The organism is Thiocapsa imhoffii (genome assembly GCF_016583985.1).
Taxonomy (GTDB): Bacteria; Pseudomonadota; Gammaproteobacteria; order Chromatiales; family Chromatiaceae; genus Thiocapsa; species Thiocapsa imhoffii.
In genome coordinates, this window is the sequence record NZ_NRSD01000022.1 from 1 (window position 1) to 16,960 (window position 16,960).

The 16,960-nt window shown below is 61.5% G+C and carries 16 protein-coding genes; 15 read left to right on the plus strand and 1 reads right to left on the minus strand.

Translation table 11 applies throughout. From position 1 onward, the window contains the following. Positions 1-152 precede the first annotated feature (152 nt). The 11 genes from CKO25_RS16435 to ccoS all read left to right on the plus strand — a co-directional run bounded on the left by CKO25_RS16435 (position 153) and on the right by ccoS (position 10,735). Positions 153-494: a murein hydrolase activator EnvC family protein gene (locus tag CKO25_RS16435; protein WP_338115153.1), complete on the plus strand. Its 342-nt coding sequence runs from the start codon at positions 153-155 to the stop codon at positions 492-494. Between the two features lie 30 nt (positions 495-524). Beyond that, on the plus strand, positions 525-1,628 hold the full coding sequence (rpoS, locus tag CKO25_RS16440; RefSeq protein WP_200389040.1) for an RNA polymerase sigma factor RpoS: 1,104 nt from the start codon (positions 525-527) through the stop codon (positions 1,626-1,628). Positions 1,629-1,854: 226 nt separating this feature from the next. Next, positions 1,855-3,288 carry a cytochrome-c oxidase, cbb3-type subunit I gene (ccoN, locus tag CKO25_RS16445; RefSeq protein ID WP_200389041.1) on the plus strand — a complete coding sequence of 478 codons (1,434 nt, stop codon included), beginning with the start codon at positions 1,855-1,857 and terminating at the stop codon, positions 3,286-3,288. A 20-nt stretch (positions 3,289-3,308) separates the two neighbouring features. After that, positions 3,309-4,055 carry a cytochrome-c oxidase, cbb3-type subunit II gene (gene ccoO, locus CKO25_RS16450; protein ID WP_200389042.1) on the plus strand — a complete coding sequence of 249 codons (747 nt, stop codon included), beginning with the start codon at positions 3,309-3,311 and terminating at the stop codon, positions 4,053-4,055. Next, complete coding sequence (locus tag CKO25_RS16455) at positions 4,048-4,263, plus strand: CcoQ/FixQ family Cbb3-type cytochrome c oxidase assembly chaperone (protein ID WP_200389043.1); 216 nt, start codon at positions 4,048-4,050, stop codon at positions 4,261-4,263. The genes ccoO and CKO25_RS16455 overlap by 8 nt, the downstream gene beginning before the upstream one ends. Next, a complete protein-coding gene (gene ccoP, locus CKO25_RS16460; protein ID WP_200389044.1) occupies positions 4,250-5,164 on the plus strand; it encodes a cytochrome-c oxidase, cbb3-type subunit III in 915 nt (304 codons plus the stop codon). The genes CKO25_RS16455 and ccoP overlap by 14 nt, the downstream gene beginning before the upstream one ends. Positions 5,165-5,344: 180 nt before the next feature. Next, positions 5,345-5,491, plus strand: coding sequence for a hypothetical protein (locus CKO25_RS16465; protein WP_200389045.1), 147 nt, complete (start codon positions 5,345-5,347; stop codon positions 5,489-5,491). 338 nt (positions 5,492-5,829) lie between these two features. Continuing rightward, entirely contained in the window at positions 5,830-7,260 is a 1,431-nt protein-coding gene (gene ccoG, locus CKO25_RS16470) for a cytochrome c oxidase accessory protein CcoG (RefSeq protein WP_338115154.1), read from the plus strand. Between the two features lie 102 nt (positions 7,261-7,362). Next, positions 7,363-7,878 carry a FixH family protein gene (locus CKO25_RS16475; RefSeq protein ID WP_200389046.1) on the plus strand — a complete coding sequence of 172 codons (516 nt, stop codon included), beginning with the start codon at positions 7,363-7,365 and terminating at the stop codon, positions 7,876-7,878. A 1-nt stretch (position 7,879) separates the two neighbouring features. Further along, entirely contained in the window at positions 7,880-10,501 is a 2,622-nt protein-coding gene (locus tag CKO25_RS16480) for a heavy metal translocating P-type ATPase (protein WP_242467677.1), read from the plus strand. Positions 10,502-10,522: 21 nt separating this feature from the next. After that, entirely contained in the window at positions 10,523-10,735 is a 213-nt protein-coding gene (ccoS, locus tag CKO25_RS16485; RefSeq protein WP_200389047.1) for a cbb3-type cytochrome oxidase assembly protein CcoS, read from the plus strand. Between the two features lie 162 nt (positions 10,736-10,897). Here ccoS and CKO25_RS16490 read toward each other — a convergent pair whose 3' ends face one another. Then, entirely contained in the window at positions 10,898-12,532 is a 1,635-nt protein-coding gene (locus tag CKO25_RS16490; RefSeq protein ID WP_200389048.1) for an alpha-D-glucose phosphate-specific phosphoglucomutase, read from the minus strand. Positions 12,533-12,858: 326 nt separating this feature from the next. On the opposite strand from CKO25_RS16490, the gene htpG reads away from it, so the two are divergent. The 4 genes from htpG to CKO25_RS16510 all read left to right on the plus strand — a co-directional run bounded on the left by htpG (position 12,859) and on the right by CKO25_RS16510 (position 16,855). After that, positions 12,859-14,778 carry a molecular chaperone HtpG gene (gene htpG, locus CKO25_RS16495; protein ID WP_200389049.1) on the plus strand — a complete coding sequence of 640 codons (1,920 nt, stop codon included), beginning with the start codon at positions 12,859-12,861 and terminating at the stop codon, positions 14,776-14,778. Positions 14,779-14,914: 136 nt separating this feature from the next. Next, positions 14,915-15,574, plus strand: a complete 660-nt coding sequence (adk, locus tag CKO25_RS16500; RefSeq protein ID WP_200389050.1) for an adenylate kinase — start codon at positions 14,915-14,917, stop codon at positions 15,572-15,574. A 378-nt stretch (positions 15,575-15,952) separates the two neighbouring features. Then, positions 15,953-16,324, plus strand: a complete 372-nt coding sequence (trxA, locus tag CKO25_RS16505; RefSeq protein ID WP_200389051.1) for a thioredoxin — start codon at positions 15,953-15,955, stop codon at positions 16,322-16,324. Between the two features lie 36 nt (positions 16,325-16,360). Then, positions 16,361-16,855, plus strand: a complete 495-nt coding sequence (locus tag CKO25_RS16510) for a DUF1249 domain-containing protein (protein WP_200389052.1) — start codon at positions 16,361-16,363, stop codon at positions 16,853-16,855. The last annotated feature ends 105 nt before the right edge of the window (positions 16,856-16,960 follow it).

Consider the following 16,960-nt stretch of genomic DNA (forward strand, 5'->3'; position numbering starts at 1 on the left):
CGCCGCGATCGACCGTACCCCCCCCAGTACAACGCACTACAACGCCCGTGGCCTCACCTGCCCCCCCGGCGGCTCCGGCATCGAGCCGTCGTCCAGCGCCGGCCGCGGCGGCGCCTGGTCTGACCTGGGCGTGGCCGCTGCCGGGAGCAGTCGTGCAACCGTTCAATGCCAGCGATCGCACTCGGCAGGGGATTCGGATTCGGGGCCGGGCGGGGCAGACCGTGACGGCCGTGGGGGACGGACAGGTGGTCTATAGCGGTGGTGGACTCACGGGCTACGGCAACCTTATCATCGTCAAGCATAACGACCAGTATCTGAGTGTCTATGGGTTCAACAGTAGGCTACTCGTTGCCGAGGGGGATCAGGTTAAGCGCGGACAAGCGGTTGCGGAAGTCGGACAGGCCGTTGGAGGTGGTGGCTACCTCCTGCATTTCGAGATCCGCCGGGACGGAACAGCGGTCGATCCTCTACGCTATCTGCCGTCGCGATCATGACCTCGCTCGCCCTAACGGAGGGGACTGTGGATGGCCAGCGCGGATGCCAGAGAGCCGGGAGACGATGCCATCGCGAGCGAATTCGATGAGGATGAGCGAGGCGAGGCGCTCGACCCGAGCGAACCCGATGATCCCGATGACCCCGATGATCCCGATGACTTAGACGTCGAGGAGAGCGACGCGGGTTCCGACGACGCGGATGTGGAGATCCATGCGGATCCCGACATTGCCGTCGACGCCATCGAACTGGCCGACGCGAAGAGCGTGGATCTGGTCGCGCATCGCTTAAAGTCGAGTGATGTCGATTTCGATGCGACGCGCCTGTACCTCAACGAAATCGGCGAATCAAAACTGCTGACTGCCGAGGAGGAGATCGAGCTCGCGCGCCTGGCGCAAAGCGGCGATAACCGGGCACGACAGCGCATGATCGTCTGCAACTTGCGCCTGGTTGTGAAGATCGCCCGCCGTTACCTCAACCGGGGCCTTCCCCTGCTGGATCTGATCGAGGAGGGGAATCTCGGTCTGATTCGTGCCGTCGAGAAATTCGACCCCGAGCGCGGCTTTCGCTTTTCGACCTATGCGACCTGGTGGATTCGGCAGACGATCGAGCGGGCGATCATGAATCAGACCCGCACGGTTCGTTTGCCCATCCATGTGGTCAAGGAGATCAACATCTATCTCAAGGCCGCGCGCCAACTCTCGCAGCAACTCGATCACGAGCCCACCAGCGAGGATATCGCCCAGTTGCTTCACCGTCCGATCGGTGAGGTGAAGCGCATGCTGGGACTCAACGAGCGCGTTGCCTCGGTCGACATCCCGTTCAGTAAGGATATCGACCGCCCGCTCGTCGACATGCTGCAGGACGAAGCGGCCGACGATCCGGCGGATCGGATCCAGGATGCCGATATCCAGACCAATCTCGATCTGTGGTTGGCGAAATTGAACGCCAAACAGCGCGAGGTCGTGGAGCGGCGTTTCGGTTTGCACGGATATGAGCATGCGACGCTCGAGAAGGTCGCCCAGGAATTGGGCGTGACGCGGGAGCGGGTTCGCCAGATCCAGATGGATGCCTTGCGGCGACTGCGTGAAATCCTGGAAAAAGAAGGGTTTTCTCTCGACGCCTTCTTCAAGTAACGTCCGCATGTCGGTCGTCAGCGATCACTCCGCCGACTTGACCTAGATCAGGGTTTGTCGTGCGATATCACCCACGCTCTCGGTCAGATCACATCGTCTTCAGTTGACTTTGAGGGCGTGATCCAGTGATATGGCGTTCGCGCAAGCGCGCGTGGGAGTCACATTACAAGACGGCCGGATCGCCTTATCATCCTTGTTGTTTTCCCGACGTTTTTGGGGAGGGTCTATGGAAGCCAGTCTTGAACGCAAGTACAGCTTCGATGTTGTACGCTGGTTCACGATCATGGCCGTCGTCTACCTGGTGGTGGGCGCAGCCGTCGGGGTCTATATCGCAGCCGAGCTGGCCTGGCCAGCGCTCAACTTCGATAATCCCTACATCTCCTTCGGACGCCTGCGTCCGGTTCACACCAACGCCGTTATTTTCGCCTTCGGCGGCTGTACCCTCATGGCCACGGCCTTCTACACGGTCCAACGCACCTGTGGTGTGCGCCTGTGGAGTGACAAGATGGCCTGGTTCACCTTCTGGGGTTGGAACGCCGTCATCGCTTTGGCGGTCATCACCCTGCCGCTGGGGTTCACGCAATCCAAAGAGTACGCGGAACTCGAATGGCCGATCGACATCTTGATCGCGGTTGTGTGGTTATCCTTCACCATCAATTTCATCATGACGATCGCAATCAGGAAGTCGTCACACATCTATGTGTCGAATTGGTTCTTCCTCGGCATGATGGTCATGATCGTCTACCTGCATGTGGTCAATAGCCTGGCGATTCCGGTCGGGCTCTTCAAGTCCTACTCCATATTCTCGGGCGTCCAGGACGCGATGATCCAGTGGTGGTGGGGCCACAACGCGGTTGGGTTCTACCTGACGGCGGGTTTCCTTGGGATCATGTACTACTTCGTGCCGAAGCAGGCGGGCCGGCCGATTTACTCCTACCGCCTGTCGGTCATCCATTTCTGGGCCCTGATGTTCGGCTACGTTTGGCTCGGCGCGCACCATCTTCAATACACGGCGCTCCCGGACTGGACCGGCTCGCTCGGGGCGGCCGTCTCGATTGCGATGATCATTCCGTCCTGGGGTGGCGCGGTGAATGGCATGATGACCTTGTCCGGGGCTTGGGATCGTCTGCGCACGGACTATGTGTTGCGCTTCCTGATCATTGCACTCGCCTTCTACGCCATGTCCACCTTCGAAGGCCCGGTCATGTCACTGAAGACCGTCAATGCCCTGTCGCACTACACCGATTGGACCATCGGCCACGTGCACTCCGGAGCCCTGGGTTGGGTGGCGGGGATCTCGATCGGCGCCATCTACCATCTGATGACGCGTCTCTATCACACCGAGATGTACTCCGTGCGCTTGATCAACTTCCATTTCTGGACAGCAACCATTGGAACGGTGATCTACATCGTCGCCATGTGGGTGTCCGGCATCATGCAGGGGCTGATGTGGCGCGCGTACGACGAGTACGGGACCTTGGCCTATACCTTCGTTGAATCGGTCGACGCCATGCATCCCTACTATGCCATGCGCACGGTTGGAGGAGCCATCTTCCTCTTCGGTGCCATCGTGATGCTCTTCAACATCCTGATGACGGTGCGCAAATCCGTGTCTGAAGGTAGCCTCAAGCAGGCGCGCGCGGTGCCCGCGCCGGCGTGACCCCCAGGAGTAACCAGAGCATGGCTGACAAGAAAACGAAACCGAAGTCCTTTCAGGAATGGATGGAGGTCAACATCTGGGGCCTCCTGATCGTGACCGCCCTGGTGTTATCCGTGGGTGGCATCGTGGAGATCGTTCCGCTCTTCACCATGAAGAACACCATGGAGCACAACCGGCATCCCGAGATCGTTTGGGACAAAGCTGGCCAGGTCCCGATTGTGACCGTGGATGACAACGGACGCGAGCAGTGGAACTGGAAGGTTGGTGAAGGCGTTCGTCCCTATACGGCGCTCGAGCTGGCGGGGCGTGACATCTATCAACGTGAGGGGTGTTATCTCTGTCATTCGCAGATGATTCGTCCCTTCCGTGACGAGCGTGACCGCTATGGCCATTTCTCGCTCGCTTCGGAGTCGATGTTCGACCATCCCTTCCAATGGGGGTCGAAGCGAACCGGTCCTGATCTGGCCCGTGTCGGTGGGAAGTATTCCGATGAGTGGCAGCGTCAACACATGCGTGAGCCGCGTTCGTTAGTCCCCGAATCGGTCATGCCGGGTTATCCGTGGCTCGATGATAAATATGTCAACGGCCGGAGGATGCAACGACACATGCGCGGTCTCCAGATCATCGGGGTGCCCTATGCGGACGCTGATATCGTGACTGCCGCCGCCTTGGTCGAAGGCAAGACCGAGATGGATGCGCTGGTGGCCTATATGCAGGTCCTCGGCACCATGGTCGCGCTCGACGAGTCCAAGACATACCGTGAGTAGGCTCAGCGAATACTTGCAGACCGACTGGCAGGCGATGACGACGAACGACTGGATCGGCACGATCCTCACCGTCGTCATCTTCCTGCTCATGGTCGGTGCCTACTTCTACGTCTTTCGTCCGAAGAATCGGGAGAAGCTCGAGGCGATGAAGCACATCCCATTCGAAGAGGACAAAGAGCACAACGGAGACTCACATGGCCGAAAATAACCCCTTTCCTGGTGAGAACAACACCGGGCATGTCTGGGATGACAACCTGCGAGAGCTGTCCAATCCGCCGCCGCGTTGGTGGATGATCGGATTTTGGCTGTCCCTACTCTTCGTTGTTGTCTACACCACGCTGTATCCGAGTTGGCCCATCGGGCAGCAGGCGACACCAGGCCTCCTCGGTTGGACGCAGATCCAGGAGTTTGAACGGCGCGTGGCGCAAGTCGAGGCGCGGCGTGCCCCGTTCGAGGAGCAGATCGCAAACCTCAGTGCCGAGGAGATCATCGCAGACCCGGGCTTGCTGCAATACACCCTCGCGTCGGCGAAAGTCCTCTATGGTGACTATTGCGCGGCTTGCCACGGCAGTGGCGGGCAGGGCAATCCGAGTTATCCGGTGCTGGCCGACGACGATTGGCTCTACGGCGGTTCGATCGCACGGATCAAGGAATCCATTACGAACGGACGTCGTGGCGCAATGACCGCGCACGCCGACCTGCTGACAGAGGCTGAGGTGGATGCGCTGTCGACCTGGGTGGTGGAACTCGCTGAAGGGGGTGAGGGCAGTGCCGAGGGCTGGGATCTCTACCGAGCGAAAGCCTGTAATGCCTGTCACGGTGAGGCTGCGGATGGGGTCCTCGCAACCTTGCCCGATGGCGAGATCGTCACGGTGGGTGCGGCCAATCTGACCGACGGAATCTGGCGTTTCGAGCCGGGTGGGTATGAGAGCGCGCGTCACACCATCCTCTATGGCGTCAATCAGCAGGGGGTTCCCCAGACCCGCGACGCCGTGATGCCTGCGTTTGGAACCGTGGCGCGTGTTGACGATGTGGAGGTGCGTAAGCTGAGCCCCGAGGATATCAAGAAGCTTGCGATCTACGTCCATCAACTCGGCGGAGGGAGTTGATCGATGTCTCACCGCGTTGAGCGGTCACGAATCGCTCAACGCGGATGCCGAGTGAGGGTCCGACCTCAACTGGGTTTGACTGTCCCGAACAGACCGAGACGTCGCGACGACCGCTTGGGCGCCATGGAATCATGAGGACGTTGCGTCGATCACATCGAGAAAAGGCTGGAGGAGGCTGACATGACCGGAGGACTGACCTGGGATCTCGTGACCTTGATGTCGATTGCGATGGTTGCGATTTCGATCATCATCATTGTCTTTCTCGTCTACAAGGTCATTACCCTGATGAACCGGGATGCGGAAGCGCATAAGAACAATCAGCAATAACGACTTCGGTCAACGCGTCGTGTCACCGCAAGGGGGATCGGAGATCCCCCTTTTTTTATGAAGTAAAACTTTATAAACAATGACTTGAGTGATTGTTCGGGCATGGCTAAACACGCGAATTGGGCGTAAGCTATCCCTGGTTCAGTATTGCTTGGTCGGCGTGTCACGGCGAGAGCGGGTTCGCGTCCCCCGCTGTGGGGTCGGTCGGCTACGGCCCTCGCCCAGTGCGCGTTGGCGTCCGCTCCGACCCTCCCCAGCCAGTGGTTGGCGCGGCGGGTGGCACCAGAGGTTCGTGGTGGCCATCGGCAATTGCCACGGGCTTTTGATGGAGATGGTCAGTGAATACGAATTCTGCAGTTCCTCCGTCCTCGGTCGAGGATCTCTACGCCGAGGCGGACCATTGGCATGTCAACACGGGCGGCACGACCATCCATGCCAAACGCATGGCCGGGCGGTGGCGCACCATCAAGTGGGCGGCCGCATCGATCTGGCTGATCTACTTTCTCGGTCCCTATGTGCGCTGGGACGATCGCCAAGCGGTGTTGTTCGACATCCCGAATCGCCAGTATCACCTGTTTGGCGCGACCGTCTTGCCGCAGGATTTTTGGATGTTATCCCTCCTCCTGCTCTTCTTCGCGATCATGTTGGCCGTCGTGACGGCCTTGGTTGGTCGTGTCTGGTGCGGATTCTTCTGTTTCCAAACGGTCTGGACCGACGTCTTCACCTGGATCGAGGAGAAACTCGAGGGCAGCCCAGCGCAACGTCGGAAACTGGATCAGGCGCCGCTTGACCTCACCAAGGTCCGCATCAAGGCGACGAAGCATGGATTGTGGATTCTCATCGGTTTCATGACCGGATTCAGCTTCGTTGCCTGGTTCGCCGATGCCCCCAGCCTGTGGGGACGTTTCTTCCTCGGCCAAGCCAATTCCGCGGCCTATATCACGGTTGCGCTCTTTACCGTCGGGACCTATGTGCTGGCCGGTTTCCTGCGCGAGCAAACCTGCTTCTGGCTGTGCCCCTATGCAAGGATTCAAGGGGTTATGCTCGACAGTACGACCATCGTTCCCGCCTACGACGTGGGCCGTGGCGAGCCGCGCGGGCGGGTTAAACGTGGTGAATCAACGCAAAACCGGGAGGCGGGTGACTGTGTCGACTGCAATCAGTGCGTGGCGGTCTGCCCGACCGGGGTGGATATCCGCAACGGCCAACAGGAAGGCTGCATCACCTGCGCGCTCTGTATCGATGCCTGCGATCAGGTGATGGACAAAGTGGGCCGTCCGCGTGGGCTGATTCGCTATGCGTCACTCGAAGAATTTGAAGGTCGACCACCAAAGGCGCTGTTGTTGCGTCCACGGGTGTGGGTCTACACCGCCATCATGACGGTGGCACTTGCTGGCATCTTCTATGGTTTCTCTACCCTAGCCGCGATCGATTTAAAGGTCTTGCACGAGCGTGCGCCCTTGTACGTGCGACTCAGCGACGGTTCGATTCAGAATCGATACACCCTGAAGATCCTCAACAAGATGCCTGAAGACCTCGCGGTGCGGATCAGTGCTAGTGGGCTCGAGACCTTTACGCTCGTCGGGGCCGATGAGGAGATCATGGCCGCGCCCGGTGGGGTGAGCTCGACGACGGTGTTCATCAGGGTTCCGCGTGCGGCACTGCAAGGCGAGCGCCAGCCCGTCATCTTCCACGCCGAGGCAACCCGACCCAATGGAGTCCAGGTGACAGCGGAGCGCGAGAGCGTTTTCATCGCACCTCGGCCTTAGACCGAAAGTGCCGAAGACCCAGGTGTCCAGCGCGGTGGCTGTCTCGTTGAGGCGGCGTCAAGGCACCTGGAGGTCATCGATTGAACAAAGGGGAAACGAGTCATGCAGGTTCATTCCGAGGGGGTTGCGAATCCGACATCCGCATTGCGCAACCCATGGGTGTTGGCGGTGATCGCGGCGCTGGTCATCGTCCTGAGCGTCAATGCGATCTTCATCTATCTGGCCTTTATGACGAACCCTGGTCTCGTCAATGCAAATTATTACGAGCGCGGTCAGGAGTTCGAACAAACGATCGTTTCACGACAACTCCGAGACCCCGGTTGGTTGATGCGAGCGGATATCCCCCAGCCCTTGATGGCGGGCGTTGAGACGCCGATACGACTGGTCTTGGTCGATCGGGCTGGACAGCCGGTGGATGTCGATGAGGCGACCTTCTATGCCTATCGTCCCTCTGACGTGGCGCGGGATTTCTCGGTCACCATGGTCAAGGAGGGAACGGGGCGATATGTCGCGCTGACCTCTTTCCCGCTGATCGGGGTGTGGGACACCCTGGTCGCGGTCACCGTCGAGGATGAGGAATACAGTATTGGCGAACGGATCAGCGTCATCCGGCCCTGACATGACGCATGGCGAGACCACTCGCAGCGCCCCTGGGATGGCGGGCGCCGAGGCGCGTTGTTTCCACTGTGGTCTGCCGGTCACCGCCGACGCGCGCGAGGTGGCCTGGGTTGCCGGGCAGACACGTGAATTTTGCTGTCACGGCTGCAAATCGGTGTGCGAGGCCATCCATGCGGCGGGGCTGGAGGGCTTCTATCGGCGCACACCAGAGGGCGAGGTCTTCGGCCCCCCGCCTGAACCCCCCAAGGATCTTGCGCTCTACGATCTAGACGCCGTGCAAGAGGAGTTCACGGACACGGACGCGGAGGTCCGCGAAATCCACTTGCTGGTCGAGGGCATTCACTGCGCCGCATGTGTCTGGCTGATTGAAAAAGGTCTTGACGCCATGCCCGGGGTCGAGGAGGCGCGGGTGAATCTGACCGGGCGACGGTTGCGGGTGCGCTGGGACCAACGGCGACTGCGGCTCTCTCGGATCCTGCGCCGTCTCGCCGATCTGGGTTATGCGGCCGCGCCGTTCGATCCGGAATCGGCCGAGGGCGCGATCGGACGCCAGAATCGCGCCATGCTCTACCGCATGGCCTGGGCTGGGTTCGCCATGATGAACCTGATGTGGATCTCGATCGCGCTCTATGCTGGCGCGGATCGAGGCGAGTTCCGCGGCCTGTTTCAATGGCTCGGCTTTGCGATCGCCACCCCAACGCTCATCTACTCCGGTGCGCCGTTCTTTCGTGGGGCCTGGTTCGGGTTGCGCTCGGGCCATCTCAGTATGGATTTGCCCATCGCGATCGGGGTCACCACGACCTATTGCTACTCCCTCTATGTCACGCTTGGTCTCTCAGGGATCGGCGATGTCTATTGGGACACGGTGGTAAATTTCCTGTTCGTGATTCTGGTCGGACGATATCTTGAGGCGATTTCACGGCGTCGGGCCGTGGCCTCGACGCAGCGTCTGCTCGACCTGCAGCCAAAGGTGGCGACCCGTCTCGCTGACGGCGATGCGGCGACAGGGCAGGAGTCCATTGTCCCGGTCCGGGCACTGCGGGTCGGCGAGCGGGTCCTGGTCCGGGCGGGTGAGCGCATTCCGGTTGATGGCGAGGTCATCGCCGGAGGCGGCAGCGTCGACGAATCCATGTTGACCGGCGAGTCGCGGCCCGTGGAGAAACGGCTGGGCGATCAGGTCGTGGCCGGCACCATCAATGGGCTCGGGGTGTTGACGATCCGGATTACAGCACTGCTGCGTGAGACGGCGCTCGGGCGCATCATTCGCCTGGTGGAGGATGCGCAGGCAAGCAAGGCTCCGATCCAGCGGTTGGCCGACCGGATCGTGCCCTGGTTCGTTGCCGCGACCCTGGGCTTGGCGACCCTGACCTTGCTCTGGTGGATGCGGATTGACCTCGAGGTCGCCGTGATGGCCGCCACCGCGGTACTCATCATCACCTGCCCGTGCGCCTTTGGCATGGCAACGCCGATGGCGGTCGCCGTGGCAACGGGATTGGGTGCGTCACGTGGCATCCTGATCAAAAATGGCGCGGTCCTAGAACGTCTGTCCTCGATCGACCATTTCGTTTTCGACAAGACCGGGACACTCACGGTCGGTCGGCCCACGGTCACGGCCTGGGCGAGCGCGCGGCATGACTGGCGGACCGCGCAGGATCTCGCCGCTGGTCTGCCTGCGGCAGTCCGTGTGGGGTTGCAACGGCTCCAGGATCTGGAGCGGCTGTCGGAGCATCCGGTTGCGGCAGCCATTCTGAATTTTTGTGATGACGCTGCGATCACGCGCAGACCGGTTCGTGCCGAGGACGTCACCGTAGCGCCCGGTCAGGGGGTCAAGGGCGTGGTCGATGGGATCGAGGTGCTTGCGGGGACGCGCGCTTGGTTAGTCGCCAACGGGGTGATGCCGTGGGAGGAGTCCGCGCCTCCGGAGGCGCACGGCAGCGTCGTGCATTGCGCGATGGATGGTGTCGAAGTCTTCCGATTCGTGATTGAAGATCCCGTGCGCGCGGATGCGCGGGCGGTCATTGCGCGGATGCGGCAGCGAGGCCTGCGGGTGACGCTGCTCAGTGGCGATCGCTTGAGCGCGGCGGAGGCGATTGCGCGTCAGTTGAGCAGCCCGGCAGGTGAGGTCGAGGTGATCGCCGAGGTCCTCCCGGAGGACAAGGATCGGGTGATCCGTGAACTCCAACGCGATGGTCATCGCGTGGCCATGGTCGGTGACGGGGTGAACGATGCCCCCGCATTGGTGCGCGCCGACGTGGGCATTGCGATGGGTAGCGGAACGGATGTCTCGATCGCCAGTGCTGATATCGTGCTGATGTCAAGCGAACTCAGTCGGGTCGAGGAGGCCGCTGAACTGTCGCGCCGAACGCTGCGTACGATCCGGCAAAATATCGGCATCTCGGTTGTCTACAATCTCATCATGGTTCCACTGGCGATGGCGGCGGTCATCACGCCGCTGATCGCGGCCATTTCGATGCCGCTCAGCTCGCTGGCCGTGATCGGGAACTCAGCGCGGATTCGTGCCCTCGCGGCGCGTGATGGCGAGCGGCTGCGACCTGACACGGCGTCCCCCCGTCCCGACTCGGTGAACGGCGTCGAACCACGTGTGATGCCGGGTAACTCTTGATGATGGCTGTGGGGTGTTGCGATGGACGTGATCTACGGACTCATACCGGGCATGCTCGTGCTCGGACTCGCCGCGGTGGCTGTCCTCTTCTGGGCGACCCGGACCGGTCAATACGATGATCTCGATGGGGATGGGCGCCGGATCCTCATGGACGAGGACGAGGACACCGGCACCAGGCAAGCGAGCCCCGACATGGACGCCGATCCCGATGATCGGCCTCCAGGATCTCATTGAACGACTGAGGGGCGCCGCAGGCGCGCATCCTGTTCTCTCGAACCCCTCCCCTAACACCTCGACGCGTGCTCGTCGGGCGGTTGCCGAGCACCCGAGGGATGACCTCGGTCTCGGTCACGCCCTCCTGTCATCAGCCCCGGTTCGTGCAGGCCCCCGCTCTGGTCAGGTGATCACGTCGGGCTCAGCGCGCCCAGTCCGTTCCTCGATCTGCGCGAGTTCACGTGCGATGAGAACGAGGGGGCGCATGACCTCGTCCGTGGGGAGTTGATGGCGCGCGGGATCCGGCTCATAGCGTTCGAGATATACGCGTAACGTTGCCCCTTCGGTCCCCGTGCCGGAGAGCCGATAGACGATGCGTGCGCCACTCTCGAAGCCAATCCGGATGCCCTGTTGGAGCGAACGGCTGCCATCGATGGGGTCGGTGTAGGCGAAGTCATCGGCGAGGGCGACGACCTGATCGCCCAGGCGGCGGCCGGGGAGTTCGGGTAAGAGGATCCGCAGGTGGGATAACAGCCCCCCGGCGGCGGTCGCGTCCACGGCCTCGTAGTCATGGCGGGTGTAGACATTCCGTCCGAAGCGGCGCCAATGCTCACTGAGGATCTCGGCAACGGACTGCTGGCGTGCGGCGAGCAGGTTCAACCAGAACAGAACGGCCCACAAACCGTCTTTTTCGCGAACGTGATCGGAGCCGGTCCCGAAACTTTCCTCCCCGCACAGTGTGATGCGCCCGGCATCGAGCAAGTTGCCAAAGAATTTCCAGCCGGTCGGAGTTTCAAAACACTCGACCCCGAGCTGTTCGGCAACACGGTCGGCAGCCTGGCTGGTGGGCATGGACCGGGCGATGCCGCGGATGCCTGAGCGGTATCCCGGGACCAGATGGGCATTTGCGGCGAGCACCGCGAGGCTGTCACTCGGGGTGACGAAGCAGTGCTTCCCAAGGATCATGTTGCGGTCGCCATCGCCGTCCGAGGCCGCGCCGAAATCCAATGCATCAGGCCCTTCGGTGAGTGCGACGAGTGCCTTGGCATGCGCCAGATTGGGATCGGGATGTCCGCCGCCAAAATCCTCCAGCGCCTCGCCATTCATGACCGTTCCGGGCGCAGCCCCGAGGCGCTGCTCGATGATGGCCTTGGCATAGGGCCCCGTGACGGCATGCATGGCGTCGAAGCGCATCTGGAAATGGCCCGAGTTGAACAGTTGGTGGATCGCGTTGAAGTCGAAGAGCGATTCCATTAGCTCGGCATAGTCGGCGATCGAATCGAAGATCTCGACCGCCATGTCACCGATGCGGGTCGTCCCCAATGTGTCGAGATCAAGTGTCGGGGCGGTCAGCATGCGGTATTGCTCAAGCACGAGCGTCCGCGCATGGATCGCCTCGGTGACCGCCTCCGGTGCCGGCCCGCCGTTGGCGGTGTTGAACTTGATTCCAAAATCACCGTCGGGGCCACCCGGATTGTGGCTCGCCGATAGGATGATGCCGCCTTGCGCGCGGTATTTGCGGATGACGCACGAGGCGGCCGGAGTCGAGAGGATCCCTCCGCGCCCCACCAGGGTGCGTTTAACGCCATTGGCCGCGGCCAGACGCAGGATGACTTGGATCGCCTCACGGTTGTAGAAGCGTCCATCACCGCCTAGGACCAAGGTGCCGCCGCTGAGTTCGGTCTGGGTGTCGAAGATCGCTTGAACGAAATTCTCCAGATAGTGGGGTTGCTGGAACACCCCGACTTTCTTACGCAGGCCCGAGGTGCCGGGGCGTTGCCCCTGGAATGGCGTTGTCGCGATGACGTGCGGCTGCATCTTCAACCCCTTGAAGTGTATTGATATGGCGAGCACCTGCCAGCATTTGACCCGATGCGAGACGTGGCCGAACACTGCATTCGGCGGGCTGCGCGTGGCGACGGGCGCGGGTGCTGGGGTGGTGCCAGACGGTGGTGGCCGACCCGATATGGAGCGGGTCTCTGCAAACCATGGCATTGTATCCCCGAGAGTGCATGCGACAATACCGTATGCCCTGTGGCTCGGTGCGCATCCTTGCGATCAGGTGAGGATGGGCATCGCGCCGGGTGCCAACCGACGCAGCCGATGAATCCCTGCGACCTGATGAATTGAGGTGATCAGCAAATATGACCGTGGAAGCGCATAAAGAAACCCTGGACTTCAAAGCGGAAGTCAGTCAAGTACTGGATCTCGTCATCCGTTCCCTCTACTCGAACAAAGAGATCTTTTTGCGCGAGTTGATTTCCAATGCCTCCGACGCAGCCGAGAAACTGCGCTTCGAGGCGCTGAGCGACGATGGTCTCTACGAAGGTGATAGCCAGTTGCGGATCCGCGTGGAGGTCGATCGCGAGGCCGGCACCCTGACGGTCTCCGATAATGGCATCGGACTTGCGCGCCAAGAGGTGATCGACACGATCGGCAGTATCGCCAGCTCGGGAACCCGTCGCTTTGTCGAGGCCCTCTCCGGCGATCAGGCCAAGGATAGCCAACTGATCGGCCAATTCGGCGTTGGCTTCTACTCCGCCTTCATCGTGGCCGATAAGGTCACGCTGGTCTCGCGGCGTGCTGGCTTGGGTTCGGAACATGGCGTGCGCTGGGAGTCGGATGGCCGCGGGACCTTCTCGCTCGAGACGGTCGAGAAGGCCGGGCGGGGCACCGATGTCATCCTGCATCTGAAGGAGGACGAGACGGAATTTCTGGATGCTTGGCGCCTGCGCGGAATCATCGGGAAATTCTCCGATCATCTCGCCCTCCCGGTGGAGATGCGCAAGGAACGCTTCGACGAGGGTGAGCAGCAGGAGCCGGAGCCGGCGGTCGAGTACGAGCAGGTCAACCGAGGCACGGCGCTCTGGATGCGGAATAAATCCGACATCACTGAAGAGGAATACCACGACTTCTACAAACATGTCGCGCACGATTTCGAGGCACCGCTCGCCTATGCGCACAATCGGGTCGAGGGTACCAACGAGTACACCACGCTGCTGTTCGTGCCCAAACGCGCGCCCTGGGACCTCTGGGAGCGCGATCCCAAGCATGGTGTCAAGCTCTACGTCCGGCGCGTCTTCATCATGGATGAAGCCGACAAGTTGCTGCCGCACTATCTACGCTTCGTCAAAGGCGTGGTCGACTCCGATGATCTCCCGTTGAATGTCTCGCGTGAGATCCTCCAGCACAACCGGAAGATCGACACCATCCGCCAAGCCAACACCAAGCGGGTGCTCGGTCTCTTGGAGAGTCTCGCGAAGGATGATCCTGAGACCTATCACACCTTCTGGGACGAGTTCGGTCGCGTCCTCAAAGAGGGTCCCGCCGAGGACTTCGCCAACCGCGAGCGGATCGCGGGCTTGCTGCGATTTGCCACCACGCACAGCGACGGCGATGCGCAACGCGAATCACTCGATGGCTATCTCGAGCGGATGAAGGACGGGCAGGATAAGGTCTACTACATTACCGCTGACAGCCCGGCCGCGGCACGTCACAGCCCCCATCTGGAGGTCTTCCGCAAGAAAGGTATTGAGGTGCTGTTACTGTCCGATCGGGTCGATGAATGGCTCGTGAGCCATCTGAACGACTACAAGGGCAAGTCGCTGCAATCGGTTGCCAAGGGCGACCTCGATCTGGGGGACTTGGCCGATGAGCAGGAAAAAGAACACAAGGAGAAGGCCGCCGCTGAGCATGGAACCCTGCTGGAACGGTTGAAGAACAGCCTGGGTGAGCGGGTCGAGGCGGTTAAGCCGAGCACTCGCCTGGTCGATTCGCCAGCCTGTCTGGTGGTCGGTGAGCATGAGATGAGTGCGCATCTCGCGCGGGTGCTCAAGGCCGTGGGGCAGTCCGCGCCGACGAGCAAACCGACACTGGAGGTCAATCTCGACCATCCGCTGGTGAAGCGTCTCGAGGCCGAGACGCGCGAGGATCGTTTCGCGGATTTGGCCTTGATTCTGCTCGATCAGGCGCAGCTCGCCGAAGGTGGCCAGCTGGAGGACCCCGCGGCCTTCGTCGCGCGTCTCAACCACCTCATGTTGAGTATGCTCATCGCCGAGCGGTGATCCGTTCGCGGTGTTGGGACCTTAGGGCCACTGGATGGCCTAGACGTCGGGGATGCGCGGCCGCTGCTCCGGGGCCGGCATCCCCCGTCATCGATTCATCACAACCATCGCATCATCACCACTGAAGGAAGCGACCATGCGCGTCATATTGCTAGGCGGTCCGGGGGCGGGTAAGGGCACTCAAGCCGGTTTCATCAAGGACCATTTCAAAATTCCGCAAATTTCGACCGGCGACATGTTGCGGGCACACGTCAAGGCACAGACCGAGCTCGGTCAAGCCGCCAAGAAGATCATGGATGCGGGCGGCCTGGTCTCCGATGACATCATCATGGGAATGGTGCGGGAGCGGATCCGCGAGGACGATTGTCAGGCGGGCTATCTGTTCGACGGGTTCCCGCGCACCCTGGGCCAGGCCGACGCCTTGAAAGCGGCCGGTGTCGGGATCGATGTCGTGGTGGAGATTGATGTTCCGGATGAGCAGATCATCCTGCGGATGGCCGGGCGGCGTGTCCATCCGGCGTCCGGTCGGACCTATCATGTGACCTTCAACCCACCACGGGAAGAGGGGAAAGATGACAAGACGGGTGAGCCGCTGATCCAGCGCGACGATGATCGCGAGGAGACGGTCAAAGAGCGCTTGCGGGTCTATCACGAGCAGACCGAACCACTCATCAGCTACTACTCGACTTGGGCCGAGCAAGGGGGCGAGGGTGCGCCGCGTTATATCAAGGTTCAGGGAACAGGCCCTGTCGAGGCGATCCGCGACACCATCCTCTCGCGGATGACCGCCTCCTGACCCTGCGGCAACCGCATCGCCGCGACGATCTGGTCCTGTGAGGCTCCGGGGTGGCCGGTGAGTGGTTGCCGGCCCCGCCAGAGACGACGCTGGCTCGGTCATGACCGCACTTGCAAGCTGAATCCGAGCGCCGCCGCGGGTGCCGGCGCGGGTTGGGTGGGGGCGATCTGGACCACATCATGACACTGCGACGAGTGTCGCGACCCGATGTCGGTTTGCCGCCAACCTTGCGTCACCTGGACCGTGATGCGCCGGGGGCACGCGCCGGAGCCAGGGTGCCGTGGTACCGGCGGATTGGCTCCGGTCCAGGCGCACATCTGAATCTGGGCACGAGATCTGATAAACTCATGTGCAATCAACCCGAGCAGGATCATCATCATGGCCGTCATCGAACTCGATCAGACGAATTTCGAACAGACCATTCAGGACAACGCCTTTGTTGTCGTCGACTTTTGGGCGCCCTGGTGCGGTCCCTGCCGATCCTTCGCGCCGGTTTTCGAAAAGGTCTCCAATGACCTCGCGGAGGTCGTCTTTGCCAAGGTCAATACCGAGGATCAGCAGTCCATCGCGGGTCACTTCAATATTCGTTCGATCCCGACCCTGATGATCTTCCGCGATCAGATCATCATCTTCTCCCAGGCTGGTGCGCTACCCGAGGCACAGTTTCGCGATCTGCTCGGCAAGGCTGGCGAGCTGGACATGGCGGATGTGAAACGGCAGATCGCCGAGCAGTCCAAGGGGCAGGCATAGCGTCACGCTTGCCGCCGCTCGCGAAGCGTCTGATCGATGCAGCGTGCCGACCATCCGCGGGCGATCTCCTGCATTCTGACGGGGCAGCCGAACGTCGGCGCTCTCATGAGTCTTTGCGAGGAAAACTACGCTCGTTTGGTGCGTCTCATCCCTGATCTGGCGGCGCGGTCCGGTCACGCCATGTCGTGCATCCCGGATGGTCCTGCGCTCTACCTCGAGATCGAGGAGCAGGCGCGTTTCACCACGTCCGTTCGGCTCACCTATCGGTTTGCGAGCGCGGGTCAGCGGCACCCGGACCCCGATGCGCGCTTGCGCGTCTACCACGATGCACGTCAGATCGAAGTGATCGATCTGCGTCAACGAACCCTCCCCGTGCGTGGTCAGAATCAGTCCTCGGCGCTGGCCTTGAAATGGCAAGCGAATCTCTTCATCGGGAAGTGGCTGACGTACTGCCTGCTCCAAGGCCACCGCTTCGAAACAGGCGCGCGGGCGCGCCGTTCGGCCGTCGCGCGCGCGCCCATCTGCCCCTAGTGCGCTCAGGTCCCGCGGCGCGGGTCTGGCACCGAGTTCGCCGTGATTGCCGGCAGCAGCGGCTGTTCTGCGAAACCCGGCACGCCAGCGCACACTGAACGCCTT